Origin of the sequence: Dyadobacter sp. CY345, from assembly GCF_021502725.1 — a bacterium.
In the GTDB taxonomy this organism is placed as follows: Bacteria; Bacteroidota; Bacteroidia; order Cytophagales; family Spirosomataceae; genus Dyadobacter.
Genome location: NZ_JAKFFS010000001.1, coordinates 2,094,732 through 2,112,426, shown reverse-complemented (window position 1 = coordinate 2,112,426; position 17,695 = coordinate 2,094,732). Strand labels below are relative to the sequence as shown.

The 17,695-nt window shown below is 40.9% G+C and carries 15 protein-coding genes; 11 read left to right on the top strand and 4 right to left on the bottom strand.

All coding sequences use genetic code 11. The annotated features are described in order from the left end of the window. Positions 1-21: 21 nt before the first annotated feature. Positions 22-687, bottom strand: coding sequence for a class I SAM-dependent methyltransferase (locus L0657_RS08905; protein WP_235150234.1), 666 nt, complete (start codon positions 685-687; stop codon positions 22-24). A gap of 60 nt (positions 688-747) precedes the next feature. On the opposite strand from L0657_RS08905, the gene L0657_RS08900 reads away from it, so the two are divergent. From L0657_RS08900 to L0657_RS08885, 4 genes are all read left to right on the top strand, one after another. Beyond that, complete coding sequence (locus L0657_RS08900) at positions 748-2,073, top strand: cytochrome P450 (protein ID WP_235150233.1); 1,326 nt, start codon at positions 748-750, stop codon at positions 2,071-2,073. Positions 2,074-2,097: 24 nt separating this feature from the next. Next, a complete protein-coding gene (locus L0657_RS08895; protein ID WP_235150232.1) occupies positions 2,098-2,730 on the top strand; it encodes a YiiX/YebB-like N1pC/P60 family cysteine hydrolase in 633 nt (210 codons plus the stop codon). Positions 2,731-2,900: 170 nt separating this feature from the next. Next, positions 2,901-3,218: a helix-turn-helix transcriptional regulator gene (locus L0657_RS08890; RefSeq protein WP_235150231.1), complete on the top strand. Its 318-nt coding sequence runs from the start codon at positions 2,901-2,903 to the stop codon at positions 3,216-3,218. Between the two features lie 42 nt (positions 3,219-3,260). Then, positions 3,261-3,698 carry an SRPBCC domain-containing protein gene (locus L0657_RS08885; RefSeq protein ID WP_235150230.1) on the top strand — a complete coding sequence of 146 codons (438 nt, stop codon included), beginning with the start codon at positions 3,261-3,263 and terminating at the stop codon, positions 3,696-3,698. Between the two features lie 62 nt (positions 3,699-3,760). Here the strand turns inward: L0657_RS08885 and L0657_RS08880 are convergent, their stop codons facing one another. Continuing rightward, a complete protein-coding gene (locus L0657_RS08880; protein ID WP_235150229.1) occupies positions 3,761-6,739 on the bottom strand; it encodes a DUF2723 domain-containing protein in 2,979 nt (992 codons plus the stop codon). A 317-nt stretch (positions 6,740-7,056) separates the two neighbouring features. Here L0657_RS08880 and L0657_RS08875 point away from each other — a divergent pair, with 317 nt between their 5' ends. The 3 genes from L0657_RS08875 (at position 7,057) to L0657_RS08865 (ending at position 9,548) form a co-directional block, all read left to right on the top strand. After that, positions 7,057-7,926, top strand: coding sequence for a M48 family metallopeptidase (locus tag L0657_RS08875; protein WP_235150228.1), 870 nt, complete (start codon positions 7,057-7,059; stop codon positions 7,924-7,926). 13 nt (positions 7,927-7,939) lie between these two features. Further along, entirely contained in the window at positions 7,940-8,809 is an 870-nt protein-coding gene (locus L0657_RS08870) for an AraC family transcriptional regulator (RefSeq protein ID WP_235150227.1), read from the top strand. Between the two features lie 88 nt (positions 8,810-8,897). Further along, positions 8,898-9,548, top strand: a complete 651-nt coding sequence (locus L0657_RS08865) for an HD domain-containing protein (protein ID WP_235150226.1) — start codon at positions 8,898-8,900, stop codon at positions 9,546-9,548. A 59-nt stretch (positions 9,549-9,607) separates the two neighbouring features. Here L0657_RS08865 and L0657_RS08860 read toward each other — a convergent pair whose 3' ends face one another. After that, entirely contained in the window at positions 9,608-10,522 is a 915-nt protein-coding gene (locus tag L0657_RS08860; RefSeq protein WP_235150225.1) for a hypothetical protein, read from the bottom strand. Between the two features lie 69 nt (positions 10,523-10,591). Next, positions 10,592-11,476 (bottom strand): AraC family transcriptional regulator, encoded by an 885-nt coding sequence (locus L0657_RS08855; RefSeq protein ID WP_235150224.1) that lies wholly within the window; start codon positions 11,474-11,476, stop codon positions 10,592-10,594. Positions 11,477-11,631: 155 nt separating this feature from the next. On the opposite strand from L0657_RS08855, the gene fucP reads away from it, so the two are divergent. The 4 genes from fucP (at position 11,632) to L0657_RS08835 (ending at position 17,671) form a co-directional block, all read left to right on the top strand. Further along, a complete protein-coding gene (gene fucP, locus L0657_RS08850; protein ID WP_235150223.1) occupies positions 11,632-12,885 on the top strand; it encodes an L-fucose:H+ symporter permease in 1,254 nt (417 codons plus the stop codon). 41 nt (positions 12,886-12,926) lie between these two features. Next, a complete protein-coding gene (locus L0657_RS08845) occupies positions 12,927-13,715 on the top strand; it encodes an SDR family oxidoreductase (protein ID WP_235150222.1) in 789 nt (262 codons plus the stop codon). Between the two features lie 72 nt (positions 13,716-13,787). Continuing rightward, on the top strand, positions 13,788-14,804 hold the full coding sequence (locus L0657_RS08840) for a zinc-binding alcohol dehydrogenase family protein (RefSeq protein ID WP_235150221.1): 1,017 nt from the start codon (positions 13,788-13,790) through the stop codon (positions 14,802-14,804). A 422-nt stretch (positions 14,805-15,226) separates the two neighbouring features. Then, the gene (locus L0657_RS08835; protein WP_235150220.1) at positions 15,227-17,671 is read left to right on the top strand and encodes an outer membrane beta-barrel family protein; all 2,445 of its coding nucleotides are present in this window, start codon (positions 15,227-15,229) and stop codon (positions 17,669-17,671) included. Positions 17,672-17,695: the final 24 nt, after the last annotated feature.

Below are 17,695 nucleotides of genomic sequence, written 5' to 3'. Positions count from 1 at the left end.
TAAAACCGGCGCACGGAAGGTTTATTTTTTTGCAAGAATAATGATAATCGGCCGCTTAATATTTTCTCCGGAATTATTCTGAATTGTTTCTAATTCTTCAACAGTTTCTAAAACTTCAAAACCTGAATTTCTTAAAAGTTCATGAGCCAGATCTTTGTTATATAAAGAAAACTTGTATTTCGTAAACGGCAACTGCTGCATGAAATTCTTATCAGAAAACACCAGACTGAAAACACCGCCCGGTTTCAAAACCCGTAAAATTTCCGTTCCGTAAGCAGCAGGATTTTGCCAGAAATAGATTGTATTTACCGTTAAAATTTTATCGAAATAATTATCAGAAAATGGCAAAATATTTCCATCAGATTTTGTGAAAGAAACAACTCCTTTTTCAACCCATATTTGATTTATTTTCTCAGCTTCGCTTATCATAGTCTCTGAAATGTCAACGCCGCAATATTCAATTCCGTCCGTCAAATTCACAAGTTCCGAAACGTGGAAACCGTTGCCAGGTCCAATTTCCAGAATACGATCTTTTTTATTTATAGCTGGTAACTCAAATCCGCGGCTAATCATATTTGCGTTGCTGAGGTTCATAAACTCACCGGTTTTGATACCTGCTTCGCCGACAGGATTACATAGCTGACTGGCGATTTCTTCTAACTCTTCTTCACTCCATTCTTTTTTCATTTTCAATCAATTTTTTATACGTAGACAATTTTCATTATTTTACCTGAAATAAAAAATCTGATGTCCCAAGTTCCTGAATTTAAAATTGCCCGATTCGGTATCCAGGCACCGTTTATCTTTGCAAAAGATCCTCTTCTTGCAATAAGAAAAGGTTTTGATACGTGCGGTGATACTTTTCGGTTGAAACTTTTTCGTGAGATTTTGGTCAGTCGCGACCCAGCTTTTTTCAAGCATATACTCGTTACCAACAACAAAAATTATAAAAAAGGCAGTTCCTCCAAAATGCTGAATCCGGTTCTCGGAAACGGGCTGGTGACAAGTGAAGGCGATTTTTGGCTGAGACAGCGCAGACTGGTTCAACCGGCTTTTCACCGCGAACGGTTGCAGGAATTGTTTGTCACGATGGGTACAATCACAGCCGCATTTCTTGATGAGATGGAAGAATTTCGCGGAAAAGCAGCGGTCGATATTGATGCGAAAATGATGGGAATCACGGCGGATATAGCACTGAGAACTTTGTTTGGAAATATTTCCAATGAGGATAAAATGCAGATTTACCACCAGGTTAACCGGACGCAAAAGTATTTGGTGAGTCGCGTACGAAGGCCGTATCGAATTCCGTTGATGGCTGTTAATGGTGAACAAAGCCGGTTCAAAACCGATATCGCTTACTTCAATAAACTCGTTTTTGAGTTTATTCGCCAAAGACATGATTCTGTAGAAAAGCCGAATGACTTGCTTCAACTATTGCTGGATAGTCTGGATGAAGAAACCGGTGCGAGGATGAATGACCAACAAATACGCGACGAGGCTATCACGATGTTCGCTGCCGGCCACGAAACTTCCGCGACTGGTCTTAGCTGGCTCCTTTTAGAGCTGGCAAAACAGCCTGCAATTGTGGCAAAAATGCGAAGAGAAGCAACAATATTTGATATTGTTCCGACCTTTGATCAGCTGATGAAATTGTCATATACCCGGCAAGTGATTGAAGAAGGTATGCGCCTATTTCCGCCTGCCTGGACGATGACACGAGAGGCGCTCACGGACGATAAGGTAGGATCGCAGTCATTCTCAAAGGGAATTTCTATCATGATGTCCATTTATGAACTGCATCGCAATCCAAACATCTGGGATAATCCGCTCGTTTTTGATCCTGAAAATTTCAGTCTGGAGCAGGTTAAAAATCGCGAGAAATTTAATTATTTGCCATTTGGAGCGGGCCCGAGACTTTGTATAGGTCAGCAATTTGCGATGATGGAAATGCAGCTTATTCTGGCATCGCTGATCAAACGGTTTGATTTTGAAATCGACCCGGCGCACAAAGTGGGAATTTACCCGCAGATCGTTCTCAAATCAGTTAACGGCATCAAACTTTTTGTAAAATAACAAGTGACAAACTACATTCTGGTTGTGAAAAAAATCTCATTTATACTTGCACTTGTGCTGTCTTCGCCCTTCGTTTTGCAAGCTCAAATTCCTTCAAACATCAAATTAAAAACGGGAGATTTCATCTTCCAGGATCTTGATTGCGGCCCATTATGTGACGCGATTGAGCAGGTAACCAAGAGTTATGGCGGAAAGCATTTTTCTCATATAGGACTGGTTTCGGTTCAAAATGACGGCACTTTTATCGTGGAGGCAATCGGAAAAGAAGTACAGCTTACACCACTTGACATTTTTTTGAAACGAAGCAAAAACCAAATGTTGATTGGGCGCGTGAAGACAAAATATTCCAAAATAGCAGAAGACGCAGTGACGTTTGCGCTCAAAGAATTAGGCGTCCCCTATGACGACGAGTTTTTGTATGATAACAAAAAATATTACTGCTCCGAATTAATTTATGATGCGTTCAAACAGGCAAACGGAGGAAAGGATTTCTTCGTATTGGAACCCATGACTTTCAAAAAACCGGGAAGCGATCAATTCTTTCCAGTCTGGGTTGGATATTACAAGAAGCTGGGAATGGATATTCCCGAAGCCATGCCGGGTATCAATCCTGGCGGAATATCTACGTCTCCCAACATCATCATGCTGAACCCCTGACATTCGTTCTTGAAATCAAAACAGATAAATAAAAAGTTTTTATTAGTTAATTGTAAAACCATTTGGTTTCATTAAATTTGAAACCAAATGGTTTCATTTATATAATCTCTTATAACGCTGTAAAAGAATCTTATGCGAACCGGATTACCATGTATAACCTGTAAATGATTATGAATGTACCGAGACGTGACGTTTTCCAGGCCATAGCTGATCCGACCCGCCGGGAGATTATCAATCTGCTTGCCTATCAGTCGCTCAACCTAAATGCTGTGGTGGATAATTTCGAAATGAGCAGACCGGCCGTGGCGAAACATATCCGAATTTTAACAGAGTGCGGGCTGCTCATTATAAAACAAAAGGGTCGTGAAAAACATATCCGTGCTGATTTGAAAAAGCTGAAACAAGTCTCTGACTGGACAGCAAAATACCAGCAATTCTGGTCGGACAAATTGGATGCGCTGGGAGATTTCCTGGATCAGGATAAATAAAGATTGCAATTATTTCTATTTGAACCTTCAAAATTTCTAACGATGGACACAACCAAACCTAAGTATGAAGCTTTTGTAATTGAAAGGATCTATGATGCTCCCGTGGAAAAGGTGTGGCAGGCGATCACCGACAATGCTAAAATGAAACAATGGTATTTTCAGCTGGAAGATTTCAAGGCGGAAGTCGGTTTTGCCTTTGAATTTACGGCAGAAAATGAGGGGATAAAATACGTTCATGAATGCGTTGTAACAGCTGTTGAGTCAGGGCGGAAGCTTGCATATAGCTGGCGGTACAAAGATTATCCCGGCGACTCGATTGTGACTTTTGAGTTGTTTCCGGAAGGCGACAAAACAAAAATAAGACTGACGCACGAAGGCCTTGAATCATTCCCGGATCTGCGCGACTTCAAACGAGAAAGTTTTGCTGCGGGGTGGAATGAATTCATCGGCAAAATTTTGAAAGAATTTGTGGAGGAATAATTTCATTTCCAGAAAACCATATAGCGTAAAAATGCTATATGGTTTTCTGGCTAACGTATCACTCATTCTGAACCTTCACTGTACAGATTGAATGCTACCAGGTGCTTTCTGAAAATAGCCTCATACTCTGTGGCAACCGTATCTTGTTTTGCCTGACGACATTCCCTGACAATTGTCTGCAAAATGTAAAGATCCGAATGGATATCCTGGCTTTTCGATGCCGTATTATTCTTTGCAAATTCAAGATTTTCATCTGCGCGAACGGCCATCGCCCTGGCAGTATCAAGCGCTTTTTTATTTTGACCCAGTTCAAAAAGAGGACCGATAAAATTAGACGAAATCTGGTCATAAGGAATGCTGCTGTCTGGCATTACGGCGAGTGCTCTATCAAGAACTTTCCTTGCCTTATCCTTTTTGTTTTCTGCCAATAACTGATTGGTAAGTCTTAAAAACGCAATTCTGGCTGTGGCGACCGGTGCTCCAACATAGGTATTATCATAATAAGTATTTTTATTATCTACCTCCCGCCAGGCCATTTTATTCATCATATTGTCATACATCAGATCCGAATTCACATATCCGTCCTCCGCGCCGGGCACTCTGACCGGAAGTAAACGGTAGGCATATCCTTCAAGCTGCATGTATTCTTTCAAGCCGAGATTATTCGAACTTCCCATGGTGCTCGAAAAATAGATTGGCCGCTTCCAGTTATTACTCGCGATGATATCTAACATGACCAGATCGCTTTTATACAGATCTTTGTTACCAATCGTCCAGCTCATTGAGTCAGATATCAGCGATGCAAAATCTTTTTTTACAATGTTCATTTTTCCAATTTCATTGGTATTGACCGGAAGAAAAAGAATAGATGACGGCAGGATAGATGCCATATCACCACTCATGAGCGGAACCTGAATTGCCTTATTTTCCTGTTTGATCAATTCCAGATATTCTTTGAGATTGATACCCTTCTTGACGCTCGGGATTTCGTAAAACGGAACATACTCATTCTTGCCAAATGCATAACTGTTGGTATCAAGTGAAAAAGGAAGTGCTTCTGATTTATTGATTTTCCGCATTAACTGTTTGATATACCAGTCCGCGCCGAGAAAAGTTTGGACACAAACCCGCACATCCGTCCGAAATCCTTCAACTTCCTGCACATACCAAAGAGGAAATGTATCATTGTCACCACCCGTAAATAATATCGCATTGGGCGCACAGGAATTGAGAAGATTCCTTGCAAAATCAACGGAATGATATCGGTTACTTCGGTCATGATTATCCCATCCTTTGACCAACATAATCCCAGGCACCACCAAACAGAAAACACTAGCTAAAACAGCGGTTCTAGATGTATTTCCTACCAATTTTCGAAGTCCGTCAGCAACAGCAACAACTCCCAGGCCGATCCATATACAGTAAATATAAAATGACCCAACATAAATATAATCCCGTTCCCGCGGCTCGACCGGAGGAGAATTAAGGTAAATGACCAATGCGACGCCTGTAAGAAAAAAAAGCAGACCAGATACCAGCAGATCCTTCCTGTTTTTTAAATACAGCGCCAATATGCCAGCCAAACCCAGAAAAAGTGGCAGCATGAAAAAGTTGTTATGCGCCCTGTTTTGAGAGATGGATGAGGGGAAAGTTTTGGTGATATCCCAGGGAAGCAAGGTGCCTGCGCCTTCCACATCGCTCTCCCGTCCGGCAAAATTCCATAAAAAATATCGCCAATACATATGCCCGAGCTGATGCGAGAACAGGAACGAAAGATTATGGCCCATTGTCGGTTTTTGATCTTGAACCAAACCTGTCATCTGCTGGTAAAGCTGCGGATGCCCAGGCTGATTGCTGTACAACCGTGGAAAAATCATACTGCTTCCAGGCTCATAGTTATAATCGAAACGGTAATCCTGAATGACATACCTGCCATCCTTTTTCTTATAAACCGGGGTCTCCTTTTTCTGGCTTATTGGTTTGGATGTAAATGATGGTCCATAAAGTAAAGGCCGACTGCCGTATTGTTCTCTTTTTAAATAGGAAACGAAGCTCAAAATATCACTAGGGTCATTTTCATTAATTGGCGTATTGAATTCCGATCTTACCAGAACAGTGAGATATGACGCGTAACCAATCAGTACAAAAGCTAACGAAAGCAGGGCAGTATTCAGTAATACCTTCTCACGTTTATGCGTAAACCGAATAGCCCAAATCAGCGAACCGAGAAAAAGTACTATAAAAATTAACGTCCCGGATTTGTAGGGCAAACCAAATGTGTTGACAAAAAAGATCTCAAATTTTCCAGCCAGCGTTGGCAGTCCGGGAATGATTCCCGAATTAATTAATCCTAAAATGCACAGTCCGCTACAAAAGGCTGATAATATGCCGTTGAGGCTTGGTTTTGGATATTTTTTGAAATAATAAACGAGTGCCAGTGCCGGGATTGTTACCAGGTTCAATAAATGAACACCGATGGAAATTCCAGTCAAATAAGCAATCAGAATAAGCCAGCGATTTTCTTCGGCAGGATCTTCGATTTGTTCCCATTTAAAAACAGCCCAGATTACGATCGCAGTAAAAAATGACGACATCGCATATACTTCCGCTTCTACTGCTGAAAACCAGAAAGAATCTGACCATGTATATGCCAAAGCCCCAACGACCCCAGCGCCGACGATAAGAATTATATCACCGTTATCCAGCGCATTATCAGGTTTTCGTATCAGCTTTCTAACGAACAGAGTGATCGTCCAGAATAGAAAAAGAATTGTGAAAGCGCTGCAAAGTACAGAAACCATATTGACCCAAAATGCCACTTTCAACACATCTCCAAAGGCAAGCATTGAAAACAAACGCCCTATTAACAGAAAAAACGGAGCTCCGGGCGGATGTGGAACCTGTAATTTGAAAGCGCAGGCGATAAATTCACCGCAATCCCAAAAACTGGCTGTTTGCTCAATGGTAAGGCGGTAAGTTAGAAAGGCTACTCCGAACAAAAGCCAGCCGGCGAGGTTGTTAACTCGTTTGAAAGTAATCATTTTTCCATGTGGTGTTTTGGTATTTTATTATCTTCGAAATTTCGACAGGAAATTTTGCGTTGATAATGAAACGGTTGTAAAAAATTTAGCTGACCAAAACTATGGAATCAAAAAATGGCTCATCCTATACACCATCTTAAAAAAAGTTAACAATCTGTGCTTGACGTCTGAGTTTAACTTTCTTTAACGATAAACAGAAACTTCGGGCACTTTTTCCTTTTAAATCAAATTCTAAAATTGAGTGAACAGTTTTGCACATCGAATCCGGATAGCCGTTTATAAGCATTTTTTAAACGAAGTTTAATAATTATGTTAGTATGGAATTTTTAGTGGTCCTGGCTGTTTTTGGCTATATCTATTATCTTCGAAATTACGCGGACCTGAGGACCAAATCTGAAAAGGAAGCTGCGGATGTGGCTGATGGGATAAGACTTTTCAAAGACAATCAGATCTCCCAGGCCTTTGCATATTTTGATGCTAAAATTAAGGCAAAACCAAAATCCAGTTTTGCATATTTATACCGCGGACTCTGCTACAAAGCTCTGGGTGATCAATCGGCTGCCCTGAACGATATGATAACCGGTCTAAGTTATGATGGCACAATAGCTGAAATCCATTTGGAAAAAGGCAAACTTGAATTCGCAAGCCAGCAATTTAAGGAGGCATTGGAATCTTTCGATAAAGCTGTTTCATACGGTGGGAAGCAAAATCAGATACCGTATCACTGGCGGGGAAAAACGCGCCAGGCACTTGGAAATGATGTTGAGGCGCAAAAAGATTTCTTTAAGGAAGCAGATATTTTAAAGGAAAAACTGGCACAAGGGCCAAGTTATGAACAACCGAAAGTCCCGTTGGCAGATAAGCGACTAGCGATAACTTCAGTACTCGTGCTAATAACCAGTGCAATTCTCGTCTTGTCAATCAAAGATGCCGAAAGTATTCACCTACCTTATTTGCTCGCTGCCGTTTCGGCCATTTCAATTGGCTTTTTTGAGCCTGTCAGAGGATGGATCCTGGCGATTTCGCAATGTGTACTTTTGCTCGTCGGCTACTTTGTTTTCACGGATATCCCCGAAAGTTCAGGAAAACTGGAACTAGAAAATTTCAGCCTTTATGGGAGCTGTATTCTTACTTTTGCGGGTAGTTTTATAGGTGGTTTTTTCAAAAGAGCGCTCAATGCGGGTTGATCCTAATTGATTTATGGAAGCTTTAAGAACATCTGAGTTAGATTCTCTGATTGAAAAGGAGATTAAAGATTCATTCTCCATCAATCGATGGGAAAATTACCTTGTCTCCCAGCCCGAGGTCTTACGGGCTACTTACAACCGCATTCTTTTGATCAGCGACGGGTACGGAACCTTGTTTATCGACGACAAAGCCTTTTCAATTTCTGGAAATGAAATATTTTTGCTCGGGAAAGGACAGGTATTCTCATTTGGAAAGTTTAGCAATCTGAACGGTTATGAACTCAGTTTCGGAGATTGTTTTTGGGAAAAGACTCCCGCAAGTTCAAACAATTGCAAAGCTGTTTTGTTTAATAATATCACGGGCAATCAGCATCTTCCCGTAAGAACTGAGCTTTTTCAGGAGTTTTCCTTTCTTTTCCAGACCTTATTTTTAGAGTACTCCGGAAGAGACTATTTGAACAAGCCCGACGCGTTGGCAGCATATTTGAAAATCATCATGATAAAAACAGGCAACCTGAACAGATCGCTGTCTGAGGCATTTAATAGCTTTGACAATCAGCTTTATAACAGCTTTCTCGATCTTGTGAACCAGCAGTTCAGGCAAGTTCATGACGTTTTTGACTATGCAAAACAATTGAGTATATCCCCCAGAAAACTTTCCGAAGTCTGCAAGCAACGTGGGGGGAAGGGACCCAAAGACATCATTAATAATAAACTGATCGCAGAGGCAAAAAGGGCTTTACAATTCAGCTCAAAACCAGTTAAAGAAATTGCCTTCGAGCTGGACTTTTCTACCGCCGAGCAATTCAGTCATTTTTTCAAAAAATACACAAAACTTTCACCTCAGCTATACAGGGCTGGCTTTGTAAAAATTGGCATGTAATTGACCGGATTTGACATTCTCCGGGGTTAGCGACTTATCTAGTTTTGTATAAATAATATTATCCAAAATTTTTTAAAACGCTTTCATTATGTTAGTTAACCAATTAAAGTCTATCGCTGGAATTACAATTCCAGACAGCAAAATTGCCACACAGGCAACAGAGCTTTTGCTGGAACACGGCACAGAATTTATTTACAACCATTCGCTGCGGGTTTTTCTCTTTGCATCGCTGAATGGACAACGAAATGCATTGCAGTATGATCCGGAGCTTCTTTATGTGAGTTCGGTATTTCATGATCTTGGCCTGGTACCGTACTACAGCAGTCCTGATCTGCGTTTCGAAGTCGACGGTGCTAATGCAGCCCGGGAATTTCTTAAAAGCCACGGCTTACCGAAAGAATCCCTTCAACTGGTTTGGGATACAATCGCCTTGCATACCACAATTGGAGTCGCAGAACACAAGGAAGCAGAGGTTGCTCTGATGTATTCTGGGGTCGGACTTGATGTAATGGGAGAAGGTTATGAAACCCTAAGTGAAGCGAACCGGGAGGAAATTATTGCTGCGTTTCCACGAAACAATTTCAAAAAGAACATTATACCAACGTTTTTTTCAGGATTTGAACATAAAACAGAAACGACTTTTGGAAATATCAAAGCAGACGTCTGTGCTTATATGATCCCAAATTTTCATCGCAAAAACTTTTGCGAATGTATTCTGCATTCTCCTTGGTCTGAATAATCCTTGATTCAGCCCGCTTTCATACGATATGAAGCGGGCTGAATAGAGATTGAATATTTCTATATGCCTTTCTTTAACTCAATTACAAATGATTCAGAAACATTGGCAAAGTTGGCAATCTCAGCAATTGTAAATCTATTGGAAACGAGAAGATTTTTCACAACTTCCTCTTTCCCTTCTTCCTTACCCTCTTCTTTCCCGATAGCGATACCCTTTTCATACCCCTCCTTTTTTGCTAGATCAAGCACTAATTCCCTGATACCCATATTGTTTTGGCTTTTCGTTATTCCCTGAATTTCTTTATCAAAATTAACATTATATTCCGGATCAGCAAAGCTTACATAACGCTGCAGAAATATCAGCAGATCGTCAATCTTCTTTCTGCCAATTTTCCGTTCCAGCAGATTTTTAGCGAGTGAGTATTTCAGCTTGAACAAATCTTCATCGTTCAATTTCTTTTGTCTCAGCGCGATCAGGACAGTCAATATTACTATTGCAAAAGGATTTTCGTTTTGCATAAGATCTTGTTCATCCTGCTCAATTACTTTATACGTGTTGAACTGAAAAATATTCTTAGTTCCTAAAAATTCATATTCGTAAAATTTTGGATGAAACTTTTTATTGCTATCAGTAAAAATTGCTATGGCGGTTACCGGTTTCCCATATTTGTCAAGAATCCTGTAAAAATAAGTAAACATGCGCCGGGCAAAATCGTGATCATTATATCCCTGAATCTCAATATGGATCAGCACCCACTCTTCGCGCCCGGACAATGAAAAAACCTTGACCAGTTTGTCGACAAACTTTGGCGCTTCGAGCTCATCTGCCGGGAACAATTGTTCAAGTTCTTTGTCTAAAAACTCGAATCCTTTATGCAGATCGAAAAGTTTGTCTGCATTTTCAAAAAAATAATATAGAAAGTCGTCAAAGATATTTTCAAGTATACCTTTCCAAAGTGTGTCATTTCTTTTCATTTACCAGTTTGTAGATTCAGTGCGTGTAACCTAAACCTACAAAAACAAAATTACACTGCCATCATTTCTTTAAACTAACTTCGGATGCTTGTGGGTATAAAGCTGACGGTAATTCTGAGGGCTTAGTCCCGTAGTTTCCTTAAATCTTCTATGAAAACAACTGAAATTCATAAATCCACTTTCGAAACCTAGCTGCTTAATACTTAGATTATCATCAATCAATAATTTACAGCAATGCCCGACTCTGATCTCATTTAGAAACTGGGAGTATGTTTTCCCGGTTCGCGCCTTAAAATACCGACAAAACGAATTGGGTACCATACCAGCCACAGAAGCGATTTCTTCAAGACTGATTTTCTGTTTAAAATGAGACAGCGTATAATCATAGATGGCGTTGATCCTGTCATTTTCCAATTCAGAAAGATCAAATTGAAAGCCAACGGATGAGAGAGAGACAAATTCTTCAGACTTCGCAATGACAAGCAAACTTTGCATCAACAAAATAATGCGCTCTGCTCCCTCCGCAAGGAGCATTTTAGCTAACAATCCCGCCACCTGATCTTTTGCTTCTCCGGTAAGCATCAAACCTCTTTTCGACTTATCCAGAATTACTTTTAAAGGCTTATTCTCTGCCAATTCAAGGAAACGGTCTCCCCAAAAATTTTCAGTGAAATGGACCACCGTCGAGTAAAGTTTTGGCATTTCGTGATGTAAAATGTCTCCTTCGTCGTCACGCCAATAATGCGGAACATTCGCGCCGACCAAAACGATATCATCAGCAGCGAAACGTTTGATGCTATCCCCTACAAATTGCGTTCCGGCCCCCCGATGAAAATGGATCAGTTCTATTTCCGGATGATAATGCCACCGATTATTGAGATTCGGAACAAGATCCTGTCGCACACTAAATGAGTGAGCCGGCGCCGTCGGAACTTTCAGCAGCTGTGGTTTCATAGAGATATTTATACACGCAATAATGACCCAAAAAGAAAAACATGTTAATATATCTTATTACTTGGATAAATAAGATTCAATTCTTTATAATAAAATATAATTCCTTTGCATTGTTTAATTTTAAACTCCTTAAACCACTAAACCAGTTCTACAATATGACAGATCGCAAAACCCGTCTGGCAATAATTCTTATCACTTCACTTTTCTTTTTGTGGGGTTTTGCGCTGAATCTCAATCCAATTTTAATTCCGCACTTGAAAAAGGCCTGCCAGTTGACGGACGTTCAGTCTGCCCTTATTGACTCGGCTTCTTACATTGCCTATTTTCTGATTGCATTACCAGCAGGGCTTTTTATGAAAAGGTTCGGGTATAAAGCCGGAATAACGCTTGGTCTTATCCTTTTTGCATTTGGCACTTTCCTTTTTTATCCTGCTGCCGAGTTGCGTCATTTTGGTTTCTTCCTGATCGCACTGTTTATCATTGCAAGTGGGCTGACTTTATTGGAGACAGCTGCAAATCCGTACATCACGGTGTTAGGGGATGCTGAAACTTCCACACAGCGATTGAATTTCGCACAATCCTTTAACGGACTTGCAGCTTTTCTGGCTCCTCTAATGGGCGGTGCGTTTATATTGTCAGGGAAAACGCTTTCCGAGCAGGAACTTCAATCGATGTCTGCGCAGCAACTTAATGATTATCTATCGGAAGAAGCCGCTTCTGTGCAAATTCCATTTATCGTCATCGGAATTGTAGTTCTGATCGTAGCGGTCTTGATCTGGAAAACCCAACTTCCGGAAATAATCGAGGAGACCGAAACAGATGAGCAGGCAAAAGGATCAATATTCGCTGAGAAAAACCTTATTCTGGGGACAATTGCTCAGTTTTTTTATGTCGGGGGCCAGGTTTGTGTAAGCAGCTTTTTTATCCGTTTTTCAGATAAAGTCGCCGGAATAGATGAAAAAACAGCAGCATACTTATTGTCGGGCGCATTACTGAGTTTTATGATCGGCCGGTTTATTGGCACCTATCTGATGCGTTTTATCTCTCCTCCACGTTTGCTGGCGATTTACAGTGTGCTCAATATTTCACTTTTGATTGTTGCCGTCGTTACTACTGGTATGGTTTCTGTTTATGCACTTGTCGGTGTGGAATTCTTCATGTCGATCATGTTCCCGACAATTTTTGCATTGAGTATCCGAGGTTTGGGAGCGAAAACAAAAATCGGCTCGTCGCTAGTAATTATGTCCATCGTTGGAGGCGCAATTTTCCCTGTAATAATGGGTTGGGTTTCTGATCTGTCTTCAATCCAAACGGCATATATCGTTCCGGCGGTATGCTTCCTGGTTGTATTATACTTTGCAATAAAAAATAATTCGGTTAAAAATGTTACGCTTGGCGTATCGCATTGATATCCTTACATCATACTTTCAAAATTATTAAGTTGTAGAATATGGACTTAAAACTAAAAGATAAAATTATTATCGTCACTGGAGGAGCCAAAGGAATAGGTGAAGGCATTGTTCAGGTCCTTGCTTCCGAAGGAGCTGTGCCAGTGATTGTTGGAAGAAATGAAGCAGATAACCAAACAGTGGTAGATAATATCACAGCCAAAGGATTTCGTGCTTTTCAGGTTTCGGCGGAGCTTACAAAGCCAGAAGAATCTGAAAAAGCAGTTCAGGAAGTTCTGGCAAAATTTGGCCGGATCGACGGTTTGGTTAACAACGCAGGCGTAAACGATGGTGTTGGTTTAGAAAACGGTAACTATGAAGATTTTATAGCTTCACTTCACAAAAATCTGGTTCATTATTATCTGATGGCGCATTATGCGTTGCCTGCATTAAAAGAATCAAAGGGTTCCATTGTTAATATCACCTCCAAAACAGCGGACACAGGTCAAGGTGGAACTTCTGCCTATGCTGCGGCAAATGGTGGCAGAAATGCGCTGACTCGCGAGTGGGCAGTTGAATTATTAAAATATGGAATCCGCGTAAACGCCATTGTCGTGGCAGAATGCTGGACACCTCTCTACGAACGTTGGATCCAAACGCTTCCGGATCCGGAAGAAAAGTTAAAATCAATTGTCGCCAATATTCCTCTGGAAAACCGAATGACAACCTCGGAAGAGTTGGCCAACACTACTGCATTTTTATTATCTGAAAAGTCGAGCCATACCACCGGACAATTGCTATACGTAGACGGCGGTTATGTTCATCTGGACAGAGCTTTGGCAAATTCCTGACATATTGGAAGTCCATTGCAACGCAGTAATTGCTGCCATTTTAATTTTTAAATCTATTTTATCATTCCCCAAATGGAAACGCTTGTCTGCACTACGCCTGGACATTTTGAATATCAGAAAGCTGAGAAACCAGTTTTGGCACCGGGACATACCGTACTTAAAATCAAGAGAATTGGTATTTGCGGTACTGATCTGCACGCTTTTGAAGGAACTCAGCCTTTTTTTAGCTACCCACGGATTTTAGGCCATGAACTAGCCGGTGAGATTGTTGAGACGGATGACGCGCCAGGTTTTGAAATTGGAGAGTCTGTTACATTTGTTCCTTATTTCAACTGCGGAAATTGTATTGCCTGTCGCTCCGGGAAACCTAATTGCTGTACCAGTATTAAAGTTTCGGGCGTACATATAGACGGTGGCATGACTGAATATCTTTCTGTCCCTTCGTATTCCCTGGTTCATGGAGAAGGACTGAGTTTTGACGAGCTTGCCTTGGTTGAACCGCTTGCAATCGGTGCACACGGTGTGAGAAGAGCTGGTGTTAAGCCAGGCGATGTGGTTTTGGTCGTAGGTGCAGGACCTATTGGACTTGGTACGATGGAATTTGCCAGAATAGCTGGCGCAACCGTCATTGCACTGGACATAAACGATTCCCGATTACGATTTTGCAGAGAAAAAATTGGAGTCAGTCATACGGTAAATGCTATGACGGAAAACGTTACAGACAAATTGAGCGCGCTGACGAATGGTGATATGCCGACAGTGATCATCGATGCAACGGGAAACTTAAAAGCAATCAACAGCGCGTTTGCATATCTCGCGCACGGCGGAACTTATGCATTAATTGGACTGCAAAAAAGCGAAATCAGTTTTAGTCATCCCGAGTTTCATAAACGTGAAGCTACTTTGATGAGTAGCAGAAATGCAACTCGCCAGGATTTTGAACATGTGATCAGCAGTATGAAATCCGGACTTGTGGAACCGACAAATTATATCACACACAGAGTTCATTTTGGAGAAGTGATGGATAACTTCGAAAGCTGGCTGGATCCTGAAAATGGAGTAATTAAGGCAATGGTTTCTATTGACTAAATTTGATATTAGTGAAAGTCCGGTAAAATTTGCCGGACTTTTTAGAATATGTTTAGTCAAAAGGAAAATCGATGAAGGTGACTACCCTATTGGGCAGCGTAACGTAAATTGAATATCCTGACGAATAAAGGCAGTGTCTTAAATCTGTTCATATTTTTTCAACAAGAAGATAGATTTCTTTTAGAACAGATTCGTCTAATAATATAAACGCAGTCTGTTGATTATCAAATTCATCAGACAGATTTTATTTGATTTTTTGGTAAAACAGTTCAAGTCCAATATCTGAGAATTTGTTCGAAAAGGCATAATTCTCTTATCCCCTACTTCGGTAAAGAAAAACTGATGCTACTCTGAAAACATAAAGACTACGTTTGGATATCAATCCTTTTCGGTAGACTGATGTTAAAAATTAGCTATTAGCCATGAAAATTTCTTACCAATGCCTCTGCCTGGTGTTTTTATCTGTTGCCTTATTCATTAAGCCTGTATCCGCTCAGCCGGTAAATCCATTTTTAGTAAAAGGAATTGTCACAGATTCATCAACAAAAAGGAGTATCGAATTCGCAACGATCAGTATTCTTGACCTGGATCATAAAGTGTTAGCTCTTACCTATTCCGACGAAAATGGATTCTTCAAATCAATTGTTGTCAGTCCAGGAGTATACCTGCTGAATATATCCTTAGTCGGTTATGGTCAGAAAAGTTTGCCGTTTTCGATTAATCCTGAAAAACCCGTTTTTGATTTTGGCAGATTATTACTCAAACCCGGCGCGAATGAGTTGAATACTGTGACTATTACCGGCACCAAACAGCTTGTGGAACAGCAACCAGGTATGTTGATCTACAATGCGGAAAAAGATATTAGCAACAGCGGCGGAACTGCGGCCGATGTCCTGCGAAAGGCCCCAATACTAAATGTTGATGCGGCGGGAAATGTTACCATGCGTGGCAATGCCAACCTGAGAATTTTAATCAACGGAAAATATTCCGGCCAGATGGCGCGTAGTCCGGGAGATGCTTTAAATATGATGCCTGCCGGTTCAATCAAGTCAGTTGAAATAATCACAAGCCCTTCTGCAAGGTATGACGCAGAGGGTGCGGCCGGGGTGATCAATATTATTACAAAAAAAGGTCAGAAAAACTTAAGTGGGACCATGGAACTCGTGGCCGGAAATCTGGAACAGGCTATTAACCCCAGACTTTCGGTTAACCGGGATAAATGGAATATTAATTCAACACTCCATTTACATAGATTCAGAAGCAAGGAATTAACAATTTTGGAACGGACGACGCTGGAAAACGGACAAGCCGCAGGAAAATTATTTCAGGAAACGACTAGCGATAACACCAACCCGCACAGCTCTGGCGATGTGCAGATCGAATTTACTCCGGACTCGCTGAATCTATTTAATTTTTCCTTAAATGGATGGTTGGGGAAATGGCCGCAGGATAAAGAACAAACCAACCAAAAATATTCACCTAACGGTTACTTGATTGACGTCTTCCAACAGCGTGCGCAGACAGATGCTCCGAGCAAAGGCATAGACGTGAATCTTGGCTATACGCGTAAATTTAAGAAACCTGGTGAAGAGCTTTATCTGATGATGCAGCATAACCGTTCGGTGGATGTTTTCAATTACAACTCACTGCAAACGAATATTGAGCAAATCCCGCTTTATCGTGAATTGAACTACAACCGAACAAATAGTAACGAATGGACTTTCCAGAGCGACTATATCCTTCCGCTGGCCGAGTCTGGAAAACACGCCCTGGAAAGTGGTTTAAAGGCAATACTCAGAAACGGTAGGACGGTTTACGATGTTAAGGAAAGTGTCAATGGTCAGACCGAGGTTATGGTTCCTGTTTTATCTAGGTCAGATGTTTTCAATTTTAATCAAAACGTGCTGGCTGCATATAGCCAGATTAAATTAAAATGGAGCAGCGGCTGGGCACTGCATGCGGGCGCAAGAATGGAGGGAACTTTTATTGAAGGGATACAACGTGATCTGGGAAATTCCTTCGAAAATAATTTCTGGAACTTCGTGCCGAGTGCCACAATATTTAAGAAAATCAATACAAACAATAATCTGACATTAAGTTTTACAAAACGCATTTCCCGTCCTTCGCTATGGGATCTAAATCCAAATATCAATAGCCAGGACCCAAACAATATCACAACTGGCAATCCCAATTTAAGACCGGAAGAAGTGAATCAGGCAGAGCTTACGTATGCCCTACAATCGGATAAAGACCTGTTTCTGAATTTTTCACTATTTGGTAGAAAAACGAATAATTCCATTGAAACCATTGTAAAAATCAGTGAAAACGGTGTCGCGACTTCAACCATGCAAAACCTTGCTTCAAACGCGCAGTACGGAATTAACTTCTCGACTTCACTGGCTTTGCTTCCGGGTTGGAAAATAAACAGTAATGCCAATGTTCGTTATGCAAAATACCGGAGCGGTGCTCTTGATATCAGCAATGACGGTATGGCGTGGGGAATCAACTTGAACAGCAGCGTTAAACTTCCTGACCATTACAGCGTTCAGTTTTATGGGGATTATGATGCTAAAAGCGTCACTTTACAAGGTTTTGAATCGTCCTGGTTTTATTACAGTTTTTCAGCAAAAAAGGAGATCCCTGCTAAAAAACTGACGATCAGCCTTACAACGGTAAGCCCTTTCGGAAGCTATTTGTCCAGAAGTGAAATTGTAAGAGCATACGATTTCGAATCTACGTCTCACAATCGCTACCTGATGCGTTCATTCAGACTTTCACTTAACTGGGAATTTGGGGATTTATTTAAACCCACAAATACGCGAAAAATCAGCAACGACGATCAAAAAAACACGAAAACGGGAGGATGATAAAACCTCTAAACAACCTTATCT

Excerpts from the sequence above, each read along its gene's own strand:
- fucP (WP_235150223.1), top strand. The coding sequence starts at position 11,632 with ATGACAGATCGCAAAACCCGTCTGGCAATAATTCTTATCACTTCACTT.
- L0657_RS08900 (WP_235150233.1), top strand. The coding sequence starts at position 748 with ATGTCCCAAGTTCCTGAATTTAAAATTGCCCGATTCGGTATCCAGGCA.
- L0657_RS08845 (WP_235150222.1), top strand. The coding sequence starts at position 12,927 with ATGGACTTAAAACTAAAAGATAAAATTATTATCGTCACTGGAGGAGCC.
- L0657_RS08880 (WP_235150229.1), bottom strand. The coding sequence starts at position 6,739 with ATGATTACTTTCAAACGAGTTAACAACCTCGCCGGCTGGCTTTTGTTC.
- L0657_RS08855 (WP_235150224.1), bottom strand. The coding sequence starts at position 11,476 with ATGAAACCACAGCTGCTGAAAGTTCCGACGGCGCCGGCTCACTCATTT.
- L0657_RS08835 (WP_235150220.1), top strand. The coding sequence starts at position 15,227 with ATGAAAATTTCTTACCAATGCCTCTGCCTGGTGTTTTTATCTGTTGCC.
- L0657_RS08890 (WP_235150231.1), top strand. The coding sequence starts at position 2,901 with ATGAATGTACCGAGACGTGACGTTTTCCAGGCCATAGCTGATCCGACC.
- L0657_RS08860 (WP_235150225.1), bottom strand. The coding sequence starts at position 10,522 with ATGAAAAGAAATGACACACTTTGGAAAGGTATACTTGAAAATATCTTT.
- L0657_RS08905 (WP_235150234.1), bottom strand. The coding sequence starts at position 687 with ATGAAAAAAGAATGGAGTGAAGAAGAGTTAGAAGAAATCGCCAGTCAG.
- L0657_RS08870 (WP_235150227.1), top strand. The coding sequence starts at position 7,940 with ATGGAAGCTTTAAGAACATCTGAGTTAGATTCTCTGATTGAAAAGGAG.
- L0657_RS08840 (WP_235150221.1), top strand. The coding sequence starts at position 13,788 with ATGGAAACGCTTGTCTGCACTACGCCTGGACATTTTGAATATCAGAAA.
- L0657_RS08875 (WP_235150228.1), top strand. The coding sequence starts at position 7,057 with ATGGAATTTTTAGTGGTCCTGGCTGTTTTTGGCTATATCTATTATCTT.
- L0657_RS08885 (WP_235150230.1), top strand. The coding sequence starts at position 3,261 with ATGGACACAACCAAACCTAAGTATGAAGCTTTTGTAATTGAAAGGATC.
- L0657_RS08865 (WP_235150226.1), top strand. The coding sequence starts at position 8,898 with ATGTTAGTTAACCAATTAAAGTCTATCGCTGGAATTACAATTCCAGAC.